Source organism: Thermophagus sp. OGC60D27 (assembly GCF_052400625.1).
Taxonomy (GTDB): Bacteria; Bacteroidota; Bacteroidia; order Bacteroidales; family Marinilabiliaceae; genus Thermophagus.
Window position 1 is genome coordinate 173,783 of record NZ_JBQTGH010000004.1, and the last position, 26,682, is coordinate 200,464.

At 40.4% G+C, this 26,682-nt stretch carries 19 protein-coding genes; 17 read left to right on the forward strand and 2 right to left on the reverse strand.

Translation table 11 applies throughout. From position 1 onward, the window contains the following. The first annotated feature begins 163 nt into the window (after positions 1-163). The 17 genes from ACT29H_RS06690 (at position 164) to ACT29H_RS06770 (ending at position 24,243) form a co-directional block, all read left to right on the forward strand. Complete coding sequence (locus tag ACT29H_RS06690) at positions 164-853, forward strand: zinc metallopeptidase (protein WP_444820835.1); 690 nt, start codon at positions 164-166, stop codon at positions 851-853. Positions 854-1,108: 255 nt separating this feature from the next. After that, positions 1,109-1,708 carry a TetR/AcrR family transcriptional regulator gene (locus tag ACT29H_RS06695; protein WP_444820836.1) on the forward strand — a complete coding sequence of 200 codons (600 nt, stop codon included), beginning with the start codon at positions 1,109-1,111 and terminating at the stop codon, positions 1,706-1,708. Positions 1,709-1,876: 168 nt separating this feature from the next. Then, positions 1,877-3,325 (forward strand): TolC family protein, encoded by a 1,449-nt coding sequence (locus ACT29H_RS06700; RefSeq protein WP_444820837.1) that lies wholly within the window; start codon positions 1,877-1,879, stop codon positions 3,323-3,325. 69 nt (positions 3,326-3,394) lie between these two features. Continuing rightward, positions 3,395-4,387, forward strand: a complete 993-nt coding sequence (locus tag ACT29H_RS06705) for an HlyD family secretion protein (RefSeq protein WP_444820838.1) — start codon at positions 3,395-3,397, stop codon at positions 4,385-4,387. A 46-nt stretch (positions 4,388-4,433) separates the two neighbouring features. Further along, positions 4,434-5,618, forward strand: a complete 1,185-nt coding sequence (locus ACT29H_RS06710; protein WP_444820839.1) for an ABC transporter permease — start codon at positions 4,434-4,436, stop codon at positions 5,616-5,618. 12 nt (positions 5,619-5,630) lie between these two features. Further along, positions 5,631-6,863 (forward strand): ABC transporter permease, encoded by a 1,233-nt coding sequence (locus ACT29H_RS06715; protein ID WP_444820840.1) that lies wholly within the window; start codon positions 5,631-5,633, stop codon positions 6,861-6,863. Positions 6,864-7,634: 771 nt separating this feature from the next. Beyond that, positions 7,635-9,086 carry an amidohydrolase family protein gene (locus ACT29H_RS06720; RefSeq protein ID WP_444820841.1) on the forward strand — a complete coding sequence of 484 codons (1,452 nt, stop codon included), beginning with the start codon at positions 7,635-7,637 and terminating at the stop codon, positions 9,084-9,086. A gap of 108 nt (positions 9,087-9,194) precedes the next feature. After that, positions 9,195-10,721: a bifunctional phosphoribosylaminoimidazolecarboxamide formyltransferase/IMP cyclohydrolase gene (gene purH / locus ACT29H_RS06725; RefSeq protein WP_444820842.1), complete on the forward strand. Its 1,527-nt coding sequence runs from the start codon at positions 9,195-9,197 to the stop codon at positions 10,719-10,721. A gap of 20 nt (positions 10,722-10,741) precedes the next feature. Beyond that, on the forward strand, positions 10,742-11,764 hold the full coding sequence (locus tag ACT29H_RS06730) for a rod shape-determining protein (RefSeq protein ID WP_444820843.1): 1,023 nt from the start codon (positions 10,742-10,744) through the stop codon (positions 11,762-11,764). Between the two features lie 19 nt (positions 11,765-11,783). Beyond that, positions 11,784-12,614 carry a rod shape-determining protein MreC gene (gene mreC, locus ACT29H_RS06735; protein WP_444820844.1) on the forward strand — a complete coding sequence of 277 codons (831 nt, stop codon included), beginning with the start codon at positions 11,784-11,786 and terminating at the stop codon, positions 12,612-12,614. Further along, complete coding sequence (mreD, locus tag ACT29H_RS06740) at positions 12,607-13,125, forward strand: rod shape-determining protein MreD (protein WP_444820845.1); 519 nt, start codon at positions 12,607-12,609, stop codon at positions 13,123-13,125. The genes mreC and mreD overlap by 8 nt, the downstream gene beginning before the upstream one ends. 14 nt (positions 13,126-13,139) lie before the next feature. Then, complete coding sequence (gene mrdA / locus ACT29H_RS06745; protein WP_444820846.1) at positions 13,140-14,987, forward strand: penicillin-binding protein 2; 1,848 nt, start codon at positions 13,140-13,142, stop codon at positions 14,985-14,987. Beyond that, positions 14,971-16,392, forward strand: a complete 1,422-nt coding sequence (gene rodA, locus ACT29H_RS06750; RefSeq protein ID WP_444820847.1) for a rod shape-determining protein RodA — start codon at positions 14,971-14,973, stop codon at positions 16,390-16,392. The genes mrdA and rodA overlap by 17 nt, the downstream gene beginning before the upstream one ends. A 277-nt stretch (positions 16,393-16,669) precedes the next feature. Next, positions 16,670-18,502, forward strand: coding sequence for a DNA topoisomerase IV subunit B (locus ACT29H_RS06755; RefSeq protein ID WP_444820848.1), 1,833 nt, complete (start codon positions 16,670-16,672; stop codon positions 18,500-18,502). A 3-nt stretch (positions 18,503-18,505) separates the two neighbouring features. Continuing rightward, positions 18,506-21,145, forward strand: coding sequence for a DNA gyrase/topoisomerase IV subunit A (locus ACT29H_RS06760; RefSeq protein ID WP_444820849.1), 2,640 nt, complete (start codon positions 18,506-18,508; stop codon positions 21,143-21,145). A 197-nt stretch (positions 21,146-21,342) separates the two neighbouring features. Then, entirely contained in the window at positions 21,343-21,864 is a 522-nt protein-coding gene (locus ACT29H_RS06765; protein WP_444820850.1) for a shikimate kinase, read from the forward strand. A 120-nt stretch (positions 21,865-21,984) separates the two neighbouring features. Continuing rightward, entirely contained in the window at positions 21,985-24,243 is a 2,259-nt protein-coding gene (locus ACT29H_RS06770) for a patatin-like phospholipase family protein (RefSeq protein ID WP_444820851.1), read from the forward strand. Positions 24,244-24,265: 22 nt separating this feature from the next. Here the strand turns inward: ACT29H_RS06770 and ACT29H_RS06775 are convergent, their stop codons facing one another. Further along, positions 24,266-25,597 (reverse strand): DUF58 domain-containing protein, encoded by a 1,332-nt coding sequence (locus ACT29H_RS06775; RefSeq protein WP_444820852.1) that lies wholly within the window; start codon positions 25,595-25,597, stop codon positions 24,266-24,268. A gap of 79 nt (positions 25,598-25,676) precedes the next feature. Further along, positions 25,677-26,681, reverse strand: coding sequence for an AAA family ATPase (locus ACT29H_RS06780; RefSeq protein ID WP_444820853.1), 1,005 nt, complete (start codon positions 26,679-26,681; stop codon positions 25,677-25,679). Position 26,682: the final 1 nt, after the last annotated feature.

Sequence of the window (26,682 nt, forward strand, 5' to 3'; positions counted from 1 at the left end):
GAATCAGAATGCCATTTTCAGGTTGGAATACCCAGTTTACAGAACCGGTGTCATGGCAAGATTTTTGAGGAATTGAGGCCGGTGCCAATAAGGCAAAATACGATCAAAAAAATAAATCCATTCTTTTTCAATTTGATATTGTTCGACTTAAACTTTATGAGCTATGATTGTTATTTTCCTGTTCTTTATGATTGCGAGCCTAATCGTGAGTGCACAGCTTAAGAGACGATTTAAAAAATATTCCCAGACGCCTTTGAACAGTAATCTTTCCGGACGGGAAGTAGCGGAAAAAATGTTGCATGACAACGGGATCTATGATGTAAAAGTATTATCCGCTAGAGGTCATTTAACGGATCATTACAATCCGGCCAACAAAACAGTCAATTTAAGCGAGACAGTTTATAATGGACGAAATGTGGCAGCTGCAGCTGTTGCGGCACATGAATGTGGTCATGCGGTTCAACACGCCCAAAGCTATGCGCCCCTCAAACTACGTTCAGCGTTGGTTCCGGTTCAAAATATAAGTTCCAGAATTTTGAATGCGATATTTATCATGATGTTTTTTGGGGCCTTTATGTTGCCCAATTTCATAACATTTGACCTGGCACTACAAATAATCATTGCCTGCTACGCTGTTTTCACCCTCTTTGCATTCATCACTCTTCCGGTGGAAATCAATGCGACCCGAAGAGCACTAGCGTGGTTGCACTCTGCCAATATTACCAGTGGTCGTAATCATCACCAAGCTCAAGACGCCTTAAAATGGGCCGCCTATACCTATGTAGTGGCCGCACTTTCAGCATTGGCAACGTTGGCCTACTATGTGATGATATTTATGGGACGAAGAGATTAACCTTTCGTTTTCAACAAAATAACATAAAAGCTGTCCTCAGAGGAAGGACAGCTTCACTTATGCCCTTCAGCGACATAAAATCATATCACCTTCATCCCAAATAAAATATCCATCCATTAAAGATTTCGTTTATCTCTCTTAATAAATAATTGGAGTCATTAAGAAAGCTTAAAAAAGAGATCACCTCTTTTCTGCAAATCAAAGTTTTGTACCTTTGTGGAAACCCTAAAAACCCAAAAGGTGTAATTTGGTTTTATGAAAGAACGAATTATAAGAAAAGCGCAAGAACGGTTCCTTCAGTTTGGCTACAGCCGGGTCAGAGTGGTTGAAATCGCCACCGAGCTGGGCATTAGCAAAAAAACAGTTTACAACCACTTTAAAGGCAAAGAGGAACTTCTCACAATGGTAATTGAAAACTTTCAAAAAGAAATAGACTCCCAGTTGGAGGCTTTAGAGCAAGAGCAACGCTCAGATTACCGTGATGAAGTATTTACCGAATTGGAAGTAGTAGGTAATTGGGTCAATAAACTGTCTCTACTATTGCACGACTTAAAACGAACCTTCCCAAAAGCTTATGACCAATTATGGAAAGCAGAACGGGAAATCATAGTCGAGCGTACCATGAAGAAACTGGAAAAAGGCGTAAGCTTGGGGTTGTTGCATGCCGACCGACGCACGCAAATAGCAATGGTGTTTTTTTTGATTTCTGCTCAACGAATTGCAGAGCCTGATTTCAAAGACACCATACCTCAAAAACTTTTGGAAAATCTACCTGGCGACCCACGTGAACTGCTGCGCGAAATAGTACTACTGATCAGTGAAGGAATAAAACGGAAAAATGACTATGACAAATAATACAGAAATGACTATGCTTAACACTCATTATCCCGACCTTCCAGAAACATTTTCTGACCTTTCGGGCATAAAAATCAATCCAACTCCTACATCCAAGATATTTTCAACGGTTGCAAACTATTTCAATATCAAAAAATCATTAACCAGGAATTCATGAAAAAAAGAGCCATGAAAAAAAACAGCCTGATAATACTATTCCTGATACTCCCGGCATTGGCAGAATCCAGAACGATGCCCGGAGAAGATGACCAAGGTACGGACACGTTGTATCTGGATTTCAGAGCCTCTGTAGAGCTAATGGAGTCTCAAAATCAGATGATTGAATCGGCGAGATTAAACCAAAAAAGGGCCAACTTGGAGAAAAAAGCTGCTGCGGGAATGTACTTCCCCAGCATTGGTGCTTCAGCTACCTATTCGGTAATGAGTGATCCACTGGAACTCGACTTAACACCTGTACGTGATGCCATAACACCACTGTACGAAACACTTAGTCAATTTGGCACATTCGAGCCTGCCACCTACTCTTCCACAATTAAAGCAGGGTTATCAGATGGGCTTCAACAAATTCAAAATGGCGAATGGGTCAAAGAGATTCAAAGAGATCAATTTGGCATGGCGGATATAAATGTTAACTGGCCTTTGTATGCCGGTGGTAGGATTCGTCTGGCTAACAAAGCAGCCAAAATAGGTATGCAGGAAGCCGACCACGAATATGAATACACCTGGTCACAACAACATGTGGAATTGGTTCAACGCTACTACGGACTGCAGTTGGTCCGTCAGGTTGCAGACTTGCGCAAAGAAGTAATGGATGGCATGGCGCAACACCTGAACGATGCCAATAAAATGAAGGAAAATGGCATGATGGCAGAAGCCGAGAGACTGCATGCAGAGGTGGCCTTCGCTGAAGCGACACGAGAGTATAAAAAAGCACTAAAAGATGTTGAATTGATGGAAACCGCTCTTCGCAACACGCTGGCGACCGACCGACATGTGGTTCCTGTCTCAGAGCTTTTTATCGTTCCTGTCATTAAAGACAGACAATACTATATTGTGGAAGCCTTGGCCAATAATCCACAGTTAAAGCTGCTCAATGCCAAAAAAAATCTGGCAGATTTAGGCATAAAAAAAGAACGAGCGGCTTTTTTACCCAATGTTGCATTAATGGGAACAAAAGAACTGTACGAACATGACCTTTCGGAATACATTCCCGATTGGTTTTTCGGGGTCGGGCTTCAAATCAATCTATTTGATGGGATGTCCAAATTCCGGAAAGTAAGTGCCGCCAAAGTACAAAAACAAAGAGTGGTAACCATAGAAGAAAAAGCTCGGCAGGATATCGTAACACTGGTAACCAAGGTGCATCAGGAATTACAGAAAGCATTGGAAGAATACCAATCAACGCAAGCATCATTAAAATTTGCTGAAGAGTATTACCGGGTACGCAACAAAGCTTTTCGGGAAGGATTTGCATCATCATCAGATGTAGTGGATGCTCGTCTCAATCTGTTCAAGGTAAAGACCGAACAATTAAAAGCCATGTACAATTATGATCTGGCTTGGGCCAGCCTTTTGGCCATTACAGGAAGTAGTGATCAATTTATGACCGCAGAATGAATAACCAATACCCACCCGAACAAATAGAGAATTTAAAAAAATAATCCAACAACTAATAATACTGAACTTATGAAGAGGAGTAATGTCATTGTTTTAATTGCCTTGATAGTTCTTTTAACGTTATTAACACTGATAGGTTGGTTCACTTACCGTCCGGAACCAATGATATTGCAAGGGCAAGTAGAAGCTACGGAGATAAAAGTTGCATCGAAACTAACGGCACGAATAGACAAAAAATTGGTTCGCAAAGGAATGGAAGTAAAACGGGGCGATACCCTAATTTGGCTCTACAGCCCCGAAGTTGAAGCTAAACTACAGCAGGCCAGAGCAGCCAGAAGTGCCGCATCGGCTCAAAACCAAAAGGCTGAAAAAGGAGCCCGCGAAGAACAAATACGTGCAGCCCGAAACGTTTGGCTCAAAGCTAGAGCCGCTGCCGAATTAATGGAAAAGACTTTTGAACGGATAAACAACTTATACAATGAAGGTGTAGTTCCGGCCCAAAAAAGAGACGAGGCTGAGACACAAATGAAGGCAGCTCAACTCACTGAACAAGCCGCCAAATCCAATTATGACATGGCAATGACTGGGACCCGGGAGGAAGACAAAATGGCAGCTCAAGCCCTCGTACAGCAAGCTGACGGTGCCGTATCAGAAGTGGAAGCATACATGAGGGAGCGTATCCTTGTCGCCCCAATCAACGGCGAGATAGCCAATGTATTGGCAGAACAGGGAGAATTGATCGCAGCCGGCTTCCCGGTGATAAGCATCATTGATCTAAACGATGTATGGGTAACCTTCCATTTAAAGGAAGAATTATTAAGTGCCATGCCAAAAGGCACCAGATTTTCGGCCACTGTTCCCGCCCTGGGAAATCAACAAATAGAGTTTGAGGTAAGCTACCTGAATCCCATGGGCGATTTTGCCACCTGGAATGCCACCAAGACATCAGGAGATTTTGATATGAAAACATTCGAGGTGCGGGCGGTTCCTGTCGATTCCGTCGAAGGACTGCGTCCAGGCATGTCCGTCCTGTTGAATTATGATGAGCTGACCAAGAGATAGCATATACAACACTGACGACTGTTTTGACTAAAAAACAATTGAAAAAATGATAAAGCAAATACAACATATGGGTTGGTACCAGGTAACTCTTCGAGAATTACGGCGCATGGGTAGTCGTCGCTTATACCTGCTCCTAACCCTGGTATTTCCGCTGATATCCATCGCCTTCTTTGTTGCCTTATTCAGCCCACAGGTACCTCGCGATCTCCCAATTGCTGTATATGATGGTGATCAGACCAGCACCTCACGCACCCTGCTTAGAATGATCGACGCAACCCCATCAGTTGAGATTGCATTTCAAGTGTCGGACCCACTAGAAGGGAAAAACCACATTGAAACATTGGATGCCTATGGCATGGTGATAATTCCCGAAGGATTTGAAAAAGATCTGATTCGAGGTGATCTGCCAACCGTCAAAAGCTACTATAATAATGCTTTTTTGGTGGCCGGGGGACTCATTAATAAGGACATCACCACTGCCGTTCGCACTTTTGCTGCCGGGGTTGGTTATTCAAAGCATGTTAAAAAAGGAGAAGAACCGCTGCAAGCATTGGTGAAAGTATCGCCGGTAAGACTGGATAAACACATTTTATTTAACCCATATACCAGTTATTTTTATTATCTGGTTACCTGTTTCCTGCCGGTGATGCTTCAAATTTTCATCATGTCAACGGTGGTTTATGCCATCGGTGTAGAGCTAAAAGAAGGTACCGCTGCCGATTGGTTAACTACGGCACAGGGAAATATGGTTCATGCTTTATCAGGCAAATTGCTTCCCTATCTTTTCATTTACGGACTGTTAATGACCCTAACCTATACTATTTTGTTTCAATACTTTCACGTTCCGTTAAACGGAAGTCACCTAATTTTAGGATACAATGCTGTATTATTCGTCCTTGCCTACATATCGGTAGGAATATTAATTACTTCTATATTTCCTAGTGTTCGGATGGCGTTGAGCATAAGTTCGGTATTTGGAGCTCTGGCTTTTACCTTCTCAGGGTTAACCTTTCCCTACCAGGCCATGTACAAGGCATATGTAGTGGCAGGCCAAATCTTCCCTTTCAGTCATTACTTAAAAGTTTTTAATGACCAGGCCCTCAAAGGGGCTCCGCTCACTTCTTCATTCATTAATCTGGTTGCGTTGAATCTCTTTTTATTGATTCCATTTTTGGTAACAGGACGTTTAAAACGCATGGCTCAGGACAAAAAATTTTGGGGAAAACTATAAATGTGTGATCAGATGGGAAAATATTCAGAAAAAATAGTTTCAGCCATACGTGAAATGTTAGACATATGGCGTGAAGAATATGAAAAAATATTCACGGACTTTGGGGTTATGCTTCTTTTTTTAGGTGCAACCATTGCATACCCCTTAATCTATGCTGGTGCCTATGCTCCCGAAGTACTCTCTGACACCCCCATTGCTGTGGTAGATCAAGATCAATCCTCCACCAGTCGTAATTTTTTGCAAATGGTAGATGCCACACAAGAGATAAAAATTGAAATGATAAAAGAGGACCTTAACCAAGCCAGGCAGGCCTTCTTTGAAGGGAAAGTACAAGGCATCTTGGTTATTCCAGAAGACTTCACCAAAGAAATCATGCGAGGGGAACAGGCTCATTTGTCGGTATTTTGCGATGGCAGCTACTTTTTACACTACAAGCAAGTTTACCAAGGTGTTGCAACCTCTTTGGCCACACTTAATGCAGGGGTACAAATAAAACGATTGATGGCCTCAGGAATACCCGAAGAAGCAGCGATAAAATCGGCTCAACAGGTCCGATTAAACAGCTATCCTTTGTATAATCCTGCAAGCGGATACGGCAGCTATGTTATGCCCGCACTACTGATACTAATCTTACAACAAACAATGCTCATGGGCATTGGTATGTTAGGTGGAACCGACCGTGAAAGAAAAGCCTTTCACTATCTGGCACCCTTTGCCGAAAGGCGTGGGGGTGCGGTGCGTGTGGTACTCGGAAAAGCAAGCGCTTATGTCAGCATCTACTTCATTCTTGCGTTCTATATGTTGGTGTTGGTAATACGTTGGTTTCACATTCCACAAAACGGCAATCCGCTGCATATTTTGTCTTTCATTATTCCCTTTTTATTGGCATCAGCTTTTCTTGGTCTTTTTTTGGCTTCTTTTTTTAAAAACCGAGAAGTCTCCATGATCGTACTACTCTTCACCTCTATCCCTCTGATTTTTATGGCTGGGTTTTCCTGGCCATGGGAATCTTTTCCCACCGCCCTGAAATGGTTGGCACAGGTTGCACCCTCTACCCATGCCGTGCGTGGTTTTCTAAAAATCAATCAAATGGGAACAACCCTTTACCAGGCAAGCGATGAGTGGCTTATTTTATGGTTTCAAACCATTTTGTTTTTTGTTCTGGCCAGATGGCGGATGCAAATCATCGTCCATCATTCACGGGAAATGAGCAAAAAACACCCCAATTCATTTATATCTGAATAATAAGAAACCGACCCGTCTTGGACAATGATTCATTCGATAAATTTCACCTAAGTTATTGGCCGAATGGAGCTCGCATGACCTAATTTTTATACATGTTCTTATTGTGACCAACGATTTTGGTCATGCTCGTTTCATTGCGACATAATCGCATGCTTCGATGCGATGCATATCATTAAGGAACGCCCAATCCACAATAACTAAAAATAAAGATGCAGGAAAAAAAAGATCACCTATGTCCTTCCTATTATTATTTTTATTATGACAAATTTTACTCTTCATGCTTGTTTAACCCGAAAAATGCAATAGAAAATCTATTACGAATTAAAATTGCTGCCAATCAAGTCGCAAGCTAACTTGTTTCCATTCACCATAGCGGTGCTATGCCTCATTTCAACAAGTTCTTGATTGATTGCACTTTTAATTCTCACTACAAAATTCGAATGCATTATTCGGGTTTAAACTACCTAAATCAACGCACTTGAAAACCCGATTTAAATTCAAAACCCCGGTTTTTCAATCAAAGGACTTTCGGATTTCACTACCCAAGATCGCCAACATCTCACCTCAACATCCCCACAACTCCCCAAATAATATTCTTTAATACAGACCTCTAAAAAATGATAATAGAATTTTTTTTTGTTAATTTATCCCCAATTAAGCACTTCCGGTTTTGATAACATGACCGTTCCTTAAATCCTTTATTCAGGATTTTAACCACAGGATGCTTATTCCCCTGTGTCAAATGTAGAAATGGATTTAAATCTCACCAACATGAAAATAATAAAACGAATCACAACAGCAACCGGGATATTGATCAGCTTAATGCTTGTGAGCATAGCCGTTATAATATTAACAGACCGAATAAATACCCTTTATTTAAGAAAGAACCGTATCGAACATAACACCCCAAAATCATATGTAATAAAAAATATCCGGCTAATACCGATGACCGCTGATACCATATTAACCGGGAAAATGGTACACATCAAAAATGGTCTGATCCATGCCATCTACGATGCTACAAATGGAGATAAGGTGAGTGGAAACCTCAAAATAATTGACGGCCATAACGGTTTCCTGCTACCGGGACTCACGGATATGCATGTACATTTATGGGACCGTTACGAACTGGGCCTATACCTTTTCAATGGAGTAACCACCATCCGTAATGTATGGGGGATGCCTTTTCATTTAAGACTAAAAGACCAAATATCAAAAATCAACCTTCATTCACCGCAGTTTTTCACCACAGGACCTAAGCTTACCGGTCCGGAAAACATTGGTGGCGATAACCTACAGAATTTCACCCCGCAACAGGGAATCGAAAGGGTACGCTCTTATAAAAAAAGAGGCTATGATTTCATAAAAACTTATAATGGTTTGCCGGAAGATATTTATTCTGCGATCCTGAAGGAAGCTCAAATTCAGAATATGGAAGTGGTGGCTCATCCCTCTCAAAAAGTCCCGTATCATTTCCATTTTCACCCACAAATAATCACCATAGAACACGCAGAGGATATTGTTCAACAGCCCCTCCACTACAAATTGGACACTTTAAAACTGGATGAAGTGGTTGCCAGCTTTTCATCTTCGCCGCACACTTCATTCTGTCCCACTCTTATAGTATTTTACAATATATTCAATATGCTCTCCGACAATCTTATATTGGAAAGAGACTTGATATCCTATATAAACCCAGCCATAAAAATGTTGGACAGCAAAGTTCAACAGAACAGATGGACAACAGCAAGGGAACAGGATTCAACACTAATTCAAAGAATAAAAAAGCAACACGACTTTCATCTTTTAGTTCTAAAGAAACTTCATGATGCCGGCGTCAACATTGTTTGTGGTACCGATGCCGGTATTGGGATTACAGTGCCAGGATTTTCCATCCATCAGGAATTGGCTCTTTACAAACAGGCTGGACTTTCCAATTTCGAAGTCATCCAAACTGCAACGATAAATATATCCAAAACCCACCAATTAATGGCCAACATTGGAACCGTTGAGGAGGGTAAAATAGCGAACTTGCTCCTTCTTAAAGAAAACCCCCTGCTGGACCTTAATGCTTTAAAAACCCCGGAATTAGTTTTCATCAACGGATCCATCGTCGAAAGGGAAAAATTGAATTATTTTGAAAAAAAAGCAAAAAACAGAAATAATTTTTTAATAACCACTTTAAGATATTTAGAAAACTACATTGTGGAAAAAATACCCTAAAAATTATAAACAAAATAACACTTGTTAATTATAAATTACCACCCAATTATTGGTAAATATTCTCTTTTTCTTAATTTTGCGTCAATCCAAACGACCAACAAAAAAATAATGACAGGAATAAAAAAGATTAAATCGGCTCTAATCTCTGTATATCACAAAGAGGGGCTGGACAATATAGTAAAGACATTAAATAGTCTGGGAGTAAAAATTTATTCAACTGGAGGAACTCAATCTTTTATAGAGGAACTGGGAATTGAAGTTACATCAGTAGAAACACTTACCGGATATCCCTCCATCCTGGGAGGAAGAGTAAAAACACTTCACCCCAAAATTTTTGGAGGAATTCTTGGCAGAAGAGAAGAAAAGAGTGACCTCAGTCAAATGGAGAAATTTGATATACCTGAAATTGATCTGGTCATCGTCGATTTATATCCTTTTGAGCAAACGGTGGCATCAGGCGCGTCACAAACAGAGATTATTGAAAAAATAGATATCGGCGGAATATCCTTGATCCGAGCAGCAGCCAAAAACTATCAGGATGTAGTTATTGTTCCATCCCAAAAGCAATATCCTAAATTGCAGGAACTTCTGGACCTCAAAAAGGGGGAATTCTCTCTGGAAGACCGTCAGTTCTTTGCCACCTCAGCTTTTGCAGTATCATCCTACTACGACACCGCTATTTTTAATTACTTCAGCAAAGATCATACGATCCAGGCCTTTCGCCAGGCATATGATGACAGCAAATCACTACGTTATGGAGAGAATCCCCACCAAAAAGGAATCTTTTACGGAAGTTTCGATAAGCTGTTTGATCAATTACATGGCAAAGAGATCTCCTATAACAATCTCCTTGATATAGATGCTGCTGTCTCATTAATGTCGGATTTCAACGAAACGACAGTAGCCGTTTTGAAACACAATAATGCATGTGGACTGGCTTCTCGTGACAACCTCATAGATGCATGGAAGGATGCTCTGGCAGGGGATCCAGTTTCTGCGTTTGGAGGAATCATCATTGCCAACAGGAAAATAGATGAAGAAGTTGCCAAAGAAATCAACAAAATATTTTTCGAAGTAATTATCGCTCCCGGTTACGAACAGGAAGCGCTTAAGGTTTTACAACAAAAGAAAAACCGTATAATACTGGTACAAAAACCTTCAGCACTGTCCCCGACCACTTCACGCACACTTTTGGATGGCATTTTGGTGCAGGAAAGAGATGTGAAAACAGAAGCCAAAGAGGACCTGAAATCTGTTACAAATTCAGCTCCTTCGGACAAAGAAATTGAAGATCTTTTATTTGCCAATAAAATAGTAAAACATTCCAAGTCCAATGCCATTGTTCTTGCCAAAAACAAACAATTGATAGGAAGCGGAATTGGACAAACATCCCGTATTGATGCTTTAAAACAAGCTATTGCCAAAGCCAAGGCTTTTGAATTCGATATGGAAGGAGCCGTTATGGCTTCAGATGCTTTTTTCCCCTTTTCCGATTCGGTTGAAATTGCTCACGAAGCAGGAGTAAAAGCTGTCATACAACCTGGAGGATCGATACGCGATAAAGATTCAATTGATTTCTGTAATGCTCATCAAATGTCGATGGTCTTTACCGGAACCCGACACTTTAAACACTAATAAATTTAAGCAAAAGCAAAATGGGATTATTTTCGTTTTTATCTCAAGAATTGGCGATGGATTTGGGAACGGCCAATACCATCATCATTCAAAACGACAAAATTGTGGTGGATGAGCCGAGTATTGTGGCATTGAACCGCCGCACTGACAAACTGGAAGCCATTGGTGAGAAAGCACGTCAAATGCATGGCAAAACACACGACAACATATATACCATTCGACCTTTGCGAGACGGAGTAATCGCCGACTTTAATGCCGCGGAACAAATGATTAGAGGCATGATAAAAATGATTACTCCTAAAAATCAAATATTTACCCCATCCCTAACCATAGTCATCTGTGTTCCATCCGGCAGTACAGAAGTTGAACTAAGAGCAGTAAGAGATTCGGGAGAACACGCAGGCGGACGGGAGGTTTACATGATCTACGAACCAATGGCTGCAGCCTTGGGAATAGGTTTGGACGTTGAAGCTCCTGAAGGAAATATGGTCGTAGATATAGGTGGTGGCACCACTGAAATTGCAGTCATTTCTTTGGGGGGTATTGTTACCAATAAATCCATACGCATTGCAGGAGATGACCTAACAGCAGATATTATGGAATATATGCGTCGTCAGCATAATATCAAAATTGGCGAACGTACAGCCGAAGAGATCAAAATTCGTGTGGGGTCGGCCCTTCCTGAACTGGATGAACCCCCCGCTGACTACATCGTTCAAGGACCTAACCAGATGACTGCACTTCCAATAGAAGTACCAGTATCCTATCAAGAAATTTCACATTGTCTGGAAAAATCCATCTCAAAAATGGAAACTGCCATCTTGAGTGCCTTGGAACAAACGCCTCCTGAACTATATGCTGATATTGTGAAAAACGGTATTTATTTGGCTGGGGGTGGCGCTTTGCTCAGAGGCCTTGACAAACGTCTAACTGACAAAATCAATATCCCATTTCACATAGCCGAAGACCCATTACATGCTGTTGCCCGTGGAACCGGTATTGCTTTAAAAAACAGACATAAGTTTTCATTCCTAATGAGATGACCCGAATTAAATTAATCTGATGAGAAACTTTTTCCGTTTCATCATTCGAAATCATTTTTTGCTGTTATTTCTTGTACTGGAAATCATCAGCTTTTCATTCATTTTCAATCATAATGGATATCATCGAAGTGTTTATCTAAGTTCATGCAATAGTATTTCTGGTTTTTTTTATGAGCGGTTCAGTTCTGTAACACAATATTTTCAATTAAAAAAGATCAATGAAGAGTTGGCGTTGGAAAACGCAGAACTAAAAAACCGACTTGAAAGAACTGCTAGAATTTCGACACCAGCTACCAGGTTTTCCATCGATAGCATTGGAGATCAGAAATATAATTACACTTCCGCCAAGGTCATCAACAACTCAGTAAACAATCACTTCAATTACCTAACACTAAACAAAGGGAAAAAAGACGGATTAAAACCCGACATGGGAGTTATTTCTTCCCGAGGTTTAGTGGGTGTTGTTCTTAATGCTTCCGACAACTATGCCACTGTTATCTCATTATTAAATACCCGACTACACATTTCTGCACGAATCCGAGAAACGGGCTTCTTCGGATCTTTAAACTGGCAAGGTTTAAACTACCGTTACGCCATGTTGAGTGGTATACCGGCACATGCTTCGCCTTCCGTAGGAGATGCCGTCGTAACCAGCGGATTCTCCGCCATATTTCCGGAAGATATATTAATTGGAACCATTGATGAAATATCTATCGACCAGGGAGAAAGCTTTTACAACATAAGGGTTTTATTATCAGTAGATTTCAAACAATTGCAATATGTTCATGTTGTAGAAAAGACAGATGTAAAAGAACAACGAGAACTTGAAAAACAATTTGAAGATGATTAACTGGTTGCCCCGATATTTATTCAACTTTGTAGCATTTGTGCTGATTCAGGTATTACTACTGAATAATCTTCAGTTAAGTGCTTTCATGAATCCTTATTTGTATATTTTATTCCTAATAACCTTACCCTTTTCAACGCCTCGTTGGTTATTGCTTGTTCTAGGATTTATCACAGGAATGGTCATCGACATTTTCATGAATACTCCTGGCATTCACGCCTCTGCCACTTTATTTATGGCCTTTCTGCGACCATTTATTCTCAGTTCCTTTTCTCCTCGCGACGGCTACGAAAACGGCACTCTTCCTGTCCCTGCCGATTATGGTTTCGGATGGTTTTTTAAGTATTCTATCATTATGGTTGCTACTCACCATTTATTTCTATTTTATGTAGAGTCATTTAGCAGGGAAGATTTTTTCGCTACTTTATGGAAAAGCATTTTAAGCACCATAGCTTCAATGATATTTATTTTTATTGCTATGCTTTTTGCCAGCAATAAATCAGGGCACAACTAAAAACAGTCAGCTAAGTGGGAAAAATAAACAACCGTACCATTGTAATTAGTCTTATCATGATCTTTGTGGCCATCGTTTTTGCCATAAAGCTTTTCATGCTGCAAGTGTACGATCCCTCTTACAAATTTTCGGCTGAAAGTAATGCCAGAAGAAAAATCACAGAATTCCCGGCAAGGGGGCTCATTTATGATCGAAACAGAAATCTACTTGTTTCAAACCAGGCGGTATACGACATTATGGTTGTTCCCAATGAATTGGGGAAAATAGATACAGCTGCATTGGCGCAATCGATGGGAATAGACATTGCGGAAGTAAGATCTTTATTCAAAAGGATGAATAAACAACTTAGGACCAGAAAAATTTCATCCTTTCAGCCTTCCGTATTCTACAAGCAAATGCCTGCCGAACAATATGGTTTCTTTCAAGAAAAGCTTTTCAAATTCAAAGGATTTTTTGCCCAACAAAGAATTGTTCGAAATTACGAGTTTCCCATTGCGGCTAATATCCTAGGTTATCTTGGAGAAATAGGCGAGGAACAACTCAAAAAACAATCTTATTACAGTCAGGGTGATTACTGGGGAATAAGTGGCGTTGAGAAATCTTATGAAAAAGCCTTGCGCGGACAAAAAGGAGCAAAATATGTTTTGGTAGATGTTCATGGCAGACAAAAGGGAGCCTTCCGGGAAGGAAAATTCGATGTCCCGGCAGTATCGGGAAAGGATCTGATACTAACCATCGATCAAGAGCTTCAGGAATACGGAGAGCTGTTAATGCAGAATAAGGTGGGAAGCATTGTGGCCATTGAACCCGCTACAGGTGAGATCCTTGCAATGGTTTCGGCGCCCTCCTACGATCCGTCTATTCTCGTAGGAAGAAAACGAAATGAAAACTTCCCAAAGCTGGCGAATGATACCCTATATCCGCTATTTAACCGACCACTTCAATCTGGTTATCCACCAGGGTCCACCTTCAAAACAATCAATGCCCTGATAGGCTTACAAGAACGAGTTTTGACACCCCAAATGCGATATGATTGCCAAATGGGATATCACACACCCTCATTGTCGGTGGGTTGCCACAATCACATTAGTCCCTTGAACCTGCCGCAATCAATACAGATGTCATGTAATGCTTACTATTGTCATGTTTTTAGAAATATTCTAGACAATTCCCAATACGGATCTGTTAAAAAGGGTATGGATGTCTGGAAAGATTATTTGGTACAATTTGGTTTTGGATACCGTTTAAAAACAGATTTAAGCAATGAGTCCAGAGGATTTGTTCCAAATAGCCAATACTATGATCAAATATATAATGGTCGCTGGGGTTCTTTAACGGTAGTATCGCTGGCCATTGGTCAGGGAGAATTGCTAACCACCCCGCTGCAAATGGCCAATATGACTGCCGCCATCGCAAACAGAGGATTTTGGTTTATTCCTCATGTTGCCAAAGAAATAGATAATGACACCATTCCATCTCGTTTTCTGGAACCGCATTTTGTGAATATCGATTCGACCTATTTCGAACCGGTAATAAAAGGGATGGAACTGGCTATATGGGGGGGAGAAGGGAGCACAGCACGGATTGCTCAAATTCCCGGCATTTCAATCTGCGGGAAAACCGGAACGGCACAAAACCCACATGGAGATGACCACAGCATTTTTATTGCCTTCGCGCCAAAAGACAATCCACAAATTGCAGTTGCTGTCTATGTTGAAAACGGCTCCTTTGGATCAACTTACGGAGCACCTATTGCCAGTCTGGTCATTGAAAAGTACCTTAGAAGAAAAATCCATAATAATAGAAAGTGGATAGAAAAACGAATGATAGAAGCCGACCTGATACATGAACGCAACAATTAAACCATATCGAAATATTGACTGGGTAACAGTATTAATCTACGTGTTTCTGGTTTTCTTCGGCTGGCTAAACATTTATGCTGCCAATTATGATCCCGAAGCAGACAATCTATGGCACTTATCTTCAGAACCTTTCAAACAACTGATATGGATTGGTTTGTCTATTGTAACTATTGGGATTCTTTTTCTTATCGACAGCAAATTCTTTGTAGAGTTTGCTTACATCTTTTTTGGACTTTCGATTCTGTTTCTACTGTTAGCCCTGTTTTTTGGAATAGAAATAAATGGAGCAAAAGCCTGGTTCAGAATAGGGATGGTTCGTTTTCAGCCGGCGGAGCTCACCAAAGTGGCAGCAAGTCTTGCCATTGCAAGGGTGATGAGTCGATACAACTTTCAAATGAATAAAGTTCGCCACCTACTAAAAATGGGAATCGTCGTTCTTTTACCGGCATTAATCATCCTACTTCAAAATGACACAGGATCCGCATTGGTTTATTTTGCCTTTTTTCTTGTGTTTTTTCGGGAAGGGATGCCTCCGATAGTGCTTGTTCTCGGGATTCTGGCGTTAATTGTTTTTGTTTTGTCGCTTTTATACGACACCATTTTCATTTTGGTGGCTTTATTTTTAGTGTTTGCCGCTTTTGTTTTCTATACCATTCAGAAAAAACTTGCAGTAATCTCTATTGGAATAACGGCAAGTTCTTTTTTAATCATTCTGGGCCTTTCCATCGTATTAAAAAAAGAGATAGATAATATTTGGCCCCTTGTAATAAGCATTGGGATAACATCCTTATTTCTAATCCTACAGTCACTATTCAAACGATTACCGCGCCTGGGAGTAGGGCTTTTGTTACTATGGTTAATGATCAGTTATACCTATTCTACAAATTATGTATTCCATTCAGTACTATCTGATTATCAAAAGAACCGAATACTTGTAGTACTAGGCCTGGAAAACGATCCTTTGGGCATAGGTTATAATGTTAATCAATCAAAAATAGCCATTGGATCCGGAGGTTTTTCGGGGAAAGGTTTTTTACAGGGGACACAAACAAAATTCGATTTTGTTCCGGAACAAAGTACTGATTTTATCTTTTGCACAGTGGGCGAGGAATGGGGCTTTTTAGGAACTTTATTCGTGATTATTTTATTTCTCAGCCTCCTAATTCGAATCATATATCTGGCCGAGCAACAGCACTCCGATTTCAGTCGGATTTACGGTTATAGTGTTGTGGCAGTATTCTTTGTGCATATGGCCATTAACATTGGAATGACGATCGGGTTAGCACCTGTCATCGGGATTCCCCTCCCATTCTTCAGTTACGGAGGTTCTTCATTCTGGGGATTCACGATATTGCTGTTTATTTTCCTAAAACTGGACACCAACAGACATGAACTGATACGATAAAATAAAATTGGAACGACCTGATTAGCACCAATAAATTGTTTCTTGCCTCAAACTTCATTACGATAGAATTTTCCTTTTAACTATATTTGGAAGAATTTTCCGGGAAGGATTATTCGCCTCGGACGGACTGACCTGACATATTTCTGTCTAATGCAGAACCAATTATCAATCAATCCAGGGTAATTCACAGTCTGAATCGGAAAGCATTTTAAAGCAGCAAAGCAGATCGACAAGAAAAAGGTTGATTACTATAGATAAGACCTAAACAAGAAGCAAAATGGTGCAGAACTATTCAGAAGAAACCATACGCACACTCGATTGGAAAGAACACATTCGAAAAAGACCTGGAATGTATATCGGCAAGCTCGGTGACGGAACTTTTGCTGATGACGGGATTTATGTTCTTCTCAAAGAAGTCTTGGACAACTCTGTTGATGAGTTTATGATGGGCTTTGGCAAAAAAATTCAAATTCGGCTTTCAGACACCAAAGTTTCAGTGAGAGATTTTGGAAGAGGCATCCCTCTTGGAAAGGTCTTGGATGTTTCGAGCAAAATGAATACCGGTGCCAAATATGACAGTAAAGTATTTAAAAAATCAGTAGGTCTAAACGGAGTTGGAATCAAGGCGGTTAACGCCCTTTCAGAACATTTTGTCATCCAGGCTTTTCGAGATGGGGAGACCAAACGAGTAGTATTCAGTAAAGGTGAGCTGATAGAGGAAGCTTCAGTTGAACCCTCGAAAGAATCAAATGGTACTTATGTGGAATTTATTCCTGATGGTTCCATTTTTACTAATTTCAAATTCAAAGATGAGTATATAATTTCTCTTCTCAAGAATTACACCTATCTGAACGCCGGGCTGTCCATTCATTTTAATGACGAAGTCTATAAATCAGAAAATGGACTGCTTGATCTTTTGGATGAGCAAATGACTGAAACCGGTCTCTATTCAATAATTTCACTTAGAGACGACGACCTGGAAATTGCTGTAACTCACTGCAATCAATACGGAGAAGAGTATTACACCTTTGTAAACGGCCAGCATACGACCCAGGGGGGAACCCATTTACAGGCATTCCGTGAGGCTTATGTAAAAACCATAAGGGAATTTTACAACAAAAATTTTGACGTTTCAGATATTCGATCTGGACTTGTTGCTGCGGTAAGTATTAAAATAGAGGAGCCGGTTTTTGAATCTCAAACAAAAACCAAGTTGGGATCCAAAGATATGTCGCCCGACGGTGTGTCTATTCGGAATTATATGATGGAATTTGTCAAAGAAAAACTGGACAACTTCCTGCATAAAAATTCTGAAATAGCTGAAATACTGCATAAAAAAATTCTGGAATCCGAAAAGGAAAGAAAAGCGATCTCCGGCATTCAAAAACTTGCTCGTGAGCGGGCCAAAAAGGTGAGTTTGCACAATAAAAAGCTTCGTGATTGTCGCATTCATTTTAACACCAACCACGAACGCAAAATGGAAACCTCAATTTTCATTACAGAGGGAGATTCCGCATCCGGATCTATCACCAAAGCTCGTGATGTTACCACCCAGGCAGTATTCAGTCTGAAGGGGAAGCCACTCAACACTTACGGTCTTAGCAGAAAAATCGTGTATGAAAACGAGGAGTTTAACCTTCTACAGGCAGCACTCAACATTGAAGAAGGAATCGAGGCGCTTCGTTACAATCAGGTGATCATAGCTACGGATGCCGATGTGGACGGCATGCACATACGACTGTTGCTGCTCACATTTTTCCTGCAATTTTTTCCTGAGCTTATAAAAAACGGGCACCTGTTTATTCTTCAAACACCTCTTTTCAGAGTACGAAACAACAAAAAAACATTCTATTGCTATACAGAGCAGGAACGCATCAATGCCATAAAAAAAATTGGGAAAAACGCTGAAATTACCAGATTTAAAGGGCTAGGGGAAATTTCTCCCGATGAATTCAAACATTTCATTGGAAAGGACATTCGCCTAGAACCGGTGAAAATGAAAAAAGAAGATGCATTTAAAGAACTCTTAGAATTTTATATGGGGAAGAATTCACCCCACAGGCAAAATTTCATCATAGATAACCTGGTGGTTGACGAAGAAATGCTTTAAGAAATGAGTGACGAAAACAATAAATTCCCGGGAATACCCGAAGAGAACAACGGAGAGAATAATAACGAAGAAGAGCAAGATAGAAAAAACACCGAAAATGAATCCGACACTCAGGGGGTCAAAATAACCCCCCTTCAGGGGATGTACCGATCATGGTTTCTCGACTATGCATCGTATGTTATACTTGAACGTGCAGTTCCCCACATCAATGACGGATTAAAACCTGTTCAGCGGCGTATATTGCATGCCATGCGCCGGATGGAAGACGGTCGCTACAACAAAGTCGCTAACATTATTGGTTATACAATGCAGTATCACCCGCACGGAGACGCTTCAATCGGGGACGCATTGGTTCAACTAGGACAAAAAAATCTGCTCATTGATACACAGGGAAACTGGGGCAATATTTTTACAGGAGATAGCTCCGCGGCACCCAGATACATAGAGGCACGTCTTACCAAATTTGCACTGGAGGTGGTCTTCAATCCCAAAACAACGGAATGGAAACCATCCTATGATGGCCGTAATCAGGAACCCGTAGCGTTGCCAGTCAAGTTTCCCCTGCTGTTGGCACAGGGAGTAGAAGGTATTGCGGTTGGATTAGCATCTAAAATTTTGCCACACAACCTTGCAGAGCTTATCGATGCATCTATTGCCTATTTGAAAGGTCAGCCCTTTGAACTTTTCCCCGACTTTCCAACAGGAGGAATGATTGATGTTTCCCGCTACAATGATGGACTGCGAGGTGGTGCAGTAAAAGTACGTGCCAAAATCAGCAAGCTCGACAACCGTACACTGGTAATTTCTGATATTCCTTTCGGCAAAAACACAACCACCCTCATTGAATCCATCCTCAAAGCCAATGAGAAAGGAAAAATAAAAATCAAGAAAATAGACGATAACACAGCCGACAAAGTTGAAATACTCGTTCACCTACCAGCCAACACCTCCCCTGATAAAACCATCGACGCACTCTATGCATTCACGGATTGTGAGCTTTCCATTTCACCAAACGCATGCGTAATTAAAAATGACAAACCGGTGTTCCTGCCCGTCAGTGAAATCCTTAAGGCCAACACCGACCACACAGTTCATTTGCTGACCAGGGAATTGGAGATCAGAAAGGGCGAACTCGAAGAAGCATGGCACCTCTCTTCTTTAGAAAAAATATTTATCGAACACAAAATTTACCAACGCATAGAAGAATGCGAAACATATGAAGCGATTATCCAGACCATTGATCACGGACTCGAACCCTACAAAAAATTATTAAAACGAGAAGTCACCCGAGAGGATATCATCAAACTAACAGAAATTAAAATCAAAAGAATCTCACGCTTCGATTCAAAAAAAGCAGATGAATACATTTCATCCCTGGAGGAAGAGCTGGAACAAGTGGAATATAACCTTCAAAACATCATCCCCTATACTATTGATTATTTCAAGGGATTAAAAAAGAAATACAGTGCCAAACATCCCCGTATGACAGAAATTAGAAGCTTCGAAAACATAGAAGCCTCCAAAGTAGTTGTAAAAAATGAAAAACTTTTCATTAATCGCAAGGACGGGTTTGTTGGAACTGCACTGAAAAAAGATGAATTTGTCTGCAATTGTTCAGATATTGACGATATCATCATCTTCTATAAAGACGGAAGATATCTGGTGACAAAAGTACAAGAGAAAGCTTTTGTTGGTAAAAACATCATTCATATTGCTGTATTTAAACGAAACGACAGCCGAACAATATATAATGTGGTCTATCGAGATGGGAAACGAGGGAACGCTTATGTGAAGCGTTTTGCCGTAACAAGTGTCACTCGTGACAAAGAGTACAATCTGACCAAGGGAACAAACGGCTCTGAAATTCTATATTTTAGCGCCAACCCAAATGGCGAAGCAGAAGTCCTGAAAGTAACCCTTAAACCTCGTCCCAGACTCAGAAACCAAATCTTTGAATTTGATATGGCCGAACAGGCCATAAAAGGGCGTGGAGCACAAGGAAATATTCTCTCTAAATACGACATCCACAAAATCGTTTTAAAGAAAAAAGGAGAAAGTACATTAGGCGGACGAAAAATTTGGTTCGAACCGGAAATCCTGCGTCTCAATGTGGATGAAAGAGGCAAATATCTTGGAGAATTCCATCCTGGGGATCAAATTTTAATTATTACCAAAACCGGCTATTTTTTCCAAACCAACTACGATCTAACGAATCATTACGAGGACAACATTCTGTTCATCGAGAAATTTAATCCAGACACAGTTTGGTCAGCGGTTTACTTTGATGCAGACCAGAATTATTATTACGTAAAAAGATTCCAGGTGGAATCGGTTAGCAAACCACAACGCTTTATCGGGGACAATCCAAAGTCCCACTTGGTAAAACTGACCCAGGTCAGTTATCCACGCTTGGAAATCAAATTTGGTGGAGAAGACAAAAACCGTGAAAAAATGATTGTAGAAGTCGCCGAATTCATCAATGTGAAAGGCTGGAGAGCACGAGGGAAAAGACTAACTACGTTCCAGGTTCAAAAAATCATGGAACTTGAGCCTATTATCAAAGAGCCCTCAAAACCGGAGCCTTCTGATGATAATAATAAAATTGAGGAGGATGAGGACAAAGGTCAAATGTCGATTTTCTAAAAACTATACACTATGAACAGGATATCTAATCCCCATTAAAATCCAGAAAATCTCTTTCACGCCTGTTGAACGTTTACTGATAAGACAAGGAACGAAGAACAGAAAGAGGCATTCCTCGAAAATTGAAAAAAAAATTGAACGTTTCCATCTATTGAATGAGATCCTTGGAAATAGATTTCTACGCTAAATTAGTGGTAATGAAAAGACCAATTTATTTAACAGGTTTCATGGGTAGCGGCAAATCTACATTTGGAAGTTTGCTGGCAAAAACCCTCAATCGGGAATTTATTGATCTTGATCTATTCATAGAAAAGCAAGAAGGAGAATCGATATCATCCCTATTCTCTAAATATGGAGAGAATGAGTTCAGGAAGAAAGAACACAAAGCATTACTTTCTACAGGGGAGATGAAAAATGTAGTTATAGCTACAGGTGGCGGAACACCCTGTTTTTTCGACAATATGTCTTTCATGAACCGTCATGGAATAACCATTTATCTTAAAGTTGATCCGGAACATCTATTAAAGCGTCTTCTCCCTGCAAGAAGTAAACGTCCACTAATCGCCGAAAAAGAAGAATCTGAGCTCCGACAATTCATTAACACTAGACTATCGGAACGTTCCCCATATTATCATCAATCACATATCATTGCTGATACATCGGCGCTTTCACCGACGGATACACTTCGCATGGTAACCAAAGCACTAGAATTACATTAACATTTTAAGGCTTTTCAACGCCTCCTTACCAGAATGAAACAGTATTTAAACTAAATATTAAATCCAGATTGCCATAAGCTCATAGGATTCTTTTACTTTTGTAGAAATCCTTCTGACGCAATGAAAAAGAAAATTTTTTTGCTTTTTGTTACCCTTGGCATAATAACCGTTAATTTTTTTGCCCAACCCCCACAATCTGATCCAAAAATAGGTCTCGTATTAAGTGGTGGCGGTGCCAAAGGGCTTGCCCATATTGGGGTACTCAAAGTGCTGGAAGAAGAAGGTATTATCCCTGACTATATTACAGGGACCAGCATGGGGAGTATCATAGGTGGCCTTTACGCTGCAGGATATAGTGCCCGTGAACTTGATTCCATTGTCAATCATGTTGACTGGGGGCGTTTACTTAGTGATGAACTGCCACTTACCAGTATTTCACCACATGAAAAAGAAGATTATAATCGCTACCAGGCCGAGTTTTCCATATCCAAAAATGGACTAGAAATTCCGTCAGGTCTCATTAAAGGCCAGCAGATTAGTGCTCTTTTCTCCAATCTAACTTGGCACGTTGCAGATATTAAAGATTTTGATCATTTGCCCATTCCTTTTCGATGTGTTGCTGCCGATCTCAATAGTGGGCAGGAATTTATTTTCAGTAACGGAGATCTTGCTACTGCCATGCGTGCCAGCATGTCCATCCCAACCGTTTTTTCGCCGGTAAAAATTGACACGCTTCTTTTAGTTGATGGCGGAATACTGAATAATTTCCCGGTCCGATTATGCCGACAAATGGGGGCAGACATCATCATCGGTGTAAATGTCGGCTTTCAGGATGGTCCTGATGAAGAATTAAAAACTTTTCCTGAAATATTAATGGCTTCGGCGACGATTGCAGGAAATGTGTCGACCCGCAGAGCCATCCGACATACCGATTTGCTCATCTCCCCGGATCTTAAAAATTTTAATTCAGGAAGTTTCTTCGATGCTCCCAAAATAATTAATTTGGGTGAAATTGCTGCACGGGAAAAAATCACACAAATTCGACAATTGGCCGATTCACTTAAAATACATAAAAAAAGACCTCAAATAGACATCCCTAAAAACAAGAAAATTAAAGTTTCCCAAATTTCTATCAAAGGATTGCAAAATTCCAATCGTCAATTCTTGATAGGGCATATGGGAATTAAACCAGGAGACTCTATTACCCCCCAAACACTAGACAAAGGGCTCAAGAAATCAATGGGAACCAGATATTTCGAAAACGTAACATATGATTTGACCCCGTTGAAGTCAGGCTATTTACTTTCTTTAAATCTGGAAGAGAGCCCTAAAGGGAAGGCGAAATTTTCGATCCATTTTGATAATGAAAACAAAGCAGGCCTGATGGCAAATCTAACACTAAGAAATTTGATTGGACAGGCATCCAGAACATCTTTTACCACCGACATTTCGGAGTCTCCAAGAATATGTTTTTCTCAAACCAATTTCATGGGACAACGGCAATCCACAGCCATTAAATTGGGTGGTGAATTCGAAACGAACAAACTTCCTGTCTATCTAGACAATGGATCGAAGTATGGAACCTTTAAGCATAGCTTCTCTTCTGCTCGATTGGGTTTTATGACTGCACTTGGCACAAAATGGCAAACGGACATTTACGTCAGACTCTCCAAGTCTACCCTTCAAAATAATACCGGTTTTTTTGAAATATTAAATGCCGGAGTTGAACGATTTGGAAATCAGTTTTTATCATCCAATTTTGATTTTATCTACAGTTCTATCGATCGCCGCTACTTCCCGATTAAAGGATCCGAAATTAAACTCAGCTATAAATTTAACCTAGATGCCCAACAACTCTACAAAGGATCTGAACAAGGGGAGGAAATGGTTTCACCCGTCACGGCATGTCCTTACCAAAACTTTTTCACCCTGAATGGGAATATTCGCAAATTTATCCCATTAACCTCTAGGTTAACAATCGGAATGAGAGCCTCCGGACAAATCATCAGTCGTCCTCAACCCTTACTCGGGCTGACCTTTATTGGTGGGCTACCATTCAACAACAGAAACAATGAGGTCCATTTTATGGGTTATTCCTTTCGGGAAAATATTGCAGAAGATTTTGCTTTAGGAGAAATAAACCTCCGCTATAACTACATGAAACAAATCCATATTAGTGCAGTAGGTGGCTTTCTGATGTCCGATTCAAATCTTCCACAAGTCATAGAGCATATAAATTTCTACAAAACGGAAAAAGTCTTTGGTTATGGACTCATAATGGCATACAACAGCTTTCTGGGGCCCCTTCAACTGGGCGTTGGCAGCAATAATGTTGATCAACGCTTAAGATGGTACTTTAATTTCGGATTCAATTTCTAAAGATAAATCATTCAGGCATCCATTATATTAACCCTCTGGATTTAAATTCAAGATATTTATTAATGGTTGCAACAGTTAGTTTTCCAGGTTTGCTTAGAATCGCCTGAATTCCGTTTCTCTCAAGCTCTTTAACAATTAATTTTTTATCAAAAATAAATTTTTCAGCGATGGTCTGCCGATAAATATCTTCGATATCTTCAGCATTATTGTGAATCAATTTTTCGACTTCTGTATTTTCAAAGAAAACAACCACCAATAGATGGTTGGCGGCCAACCTTTTAAGCAAAGGCATTTCTCGATGGGCTGATTTTAAGCTCTCAAAATTGGTATAAAGAACTAAAAGACTTCGTTGTGGAATTTTGTGCCGAACAGTTGCATACAATGCCTCGAGGTTATGTTCAAGAAATCCTGTCTGCTGACTATAAAGCATCTCCATAATTATTTGCAGGTGTCTGGGGTCCCTTTGGGCAGGAAGCAAACACCTGACTTTCTCATTAAAGGTAATCAATCCGGCTTTATCATGTTTCAACATTGCAATATTTGAAAGCACAAGAGAAGTGTTGATAGCATAATCAAGTAAAGATTTTCCTTCAAAAGGCATTTTCATCGTCCGTCCCATATCAATTAATGAAAAAACCTGCTGCGATTTTTCATCCTGATACTGATTGACCATCAAATGATCTCTTCTTGCGGTTGCCTTCCAATTAATAGTCCGAATATCGTCCCCCTCAATATATTCACGGATCTGATCAAACTCCATCTGATGACCAAACTTTCTCACTTTTTTAATTCCCACATCACTAAGCCTGTTAGAAAAAGCCATTAACTCAAATTTCCGCATTTGCATAAAAGAAGGGTAAACCTTCACTTTTGCCTTTCCGGCGGCATTTATTCTTCTAGACAGCATCCCCTGAGGCGTGGAGATGAAAACATTAAGATTCCCAAATTCATATTCACCTCTTTCTAACGGCTGCAACGTATAGGAAAATGACCAGACTTCCCCCGGGAGAAGCCAACCTTTTCGAAAAAAATCCCGGATTTGAAACTGTGGTGGCAATTCATCAATTACTTCACATCGAATTCGCAGTGGCAACAAATTTCTGACCTCTATAACCACTGTATTGGGGTCTCCAAAGCTAAATCGATCCGAATGCTTTCGTGAACCTTCTAAAACATTATGATTCTCTCGATAAAGAATAATCAGATCAACAATAATCAATGCAAAAAATGCCGACACACCCACTATCCCCAAAACGAAAAAAAGGTTCCAAAAATGTCCCAGCAGAAAAAGCCCACTAACAAGGGATACCCCATAATAAAAATTCTTGCGTAGATATATCGACTTAATAATCATTGATGCAATAAAAATAGCTTTAAACCTCAACTGATTTTCTAAATTTCAAACCATTATAATCTTCCTTAACCCCATAACTTTATCGGGGCACATCAATGGAGTCGACAATTCGTCGGATCACGTTTTCGGGATGAAGCCCTTCCATTTCCCTTTCCGGAGTTAAAATAACTCGATGATTCAGAACTGGGACTATCATCTCCTTTATATCCTCAGGAGTCACAAAATCCCGTCCTTCCAATGCAGCGAAAGCCTTGGCCGATCGCAACACAGCAAGGGAAGCTCGTGGGCTGGCTCCTAAAAACAAATCGCTGTTGTTACGGGTTTTGTCTACTATTTTGGCAATATAACTAATAATATCATGGTCAACCCTTACTCTGGTGACCAACTCCTGAAAATCGAGAATCTCTTTGGCTGTGATGACTGGCGACACCTCTTCTGTTTCAATTATACTGCCACGCTGCTGGGCATTTTGCAAAATAGTTACTTCCTGATCAACCGAAGGATAATCCAGTTTTATTTTAAAGAGAAATCGGTCCAATTGAGCTTCAGGAAGTCGATAAGTCCCTTCATGCTCTACAGGGTTTTGAGTGGCTAAGACGATAAAAGGAGACACCATCGGATGCGTCACTCCATCAATAGTCACCTGCCTTTCTTCCATAACTTCGAATAGGGCTGCCTGAGTTTTAGCCGGAGCACGATTAACCTCATCAATTAGAACCAAATTGGAAAAAATCGGTCCCTTCTTAAACTCGAACTCTGAACGACCGGAATGAAACACCATGGTTCCCAAAACATCAGAAGGCATCAGGTCAGGGGTAAACTGTATCCTGGAAAACCCCGTATTAATACATTTGGAAAGTAATTTGGCAATCATGGTTTTAGCAATGCCCGGCACTCCTTCCAAAAGAACATGTCCATTTGCCAGCAACGCCGTCATTAAATAATCCAGGACACGTTCCTGTCCCACTATCACTTTTCCAATCTCATTCCGAATCTTGAATGCCGCATGATTCAGTTCTTCAACATTCAGCCGATTCTCGAACAATGACTTATCATCATTATCTGGTAAATTATCTAACACCATA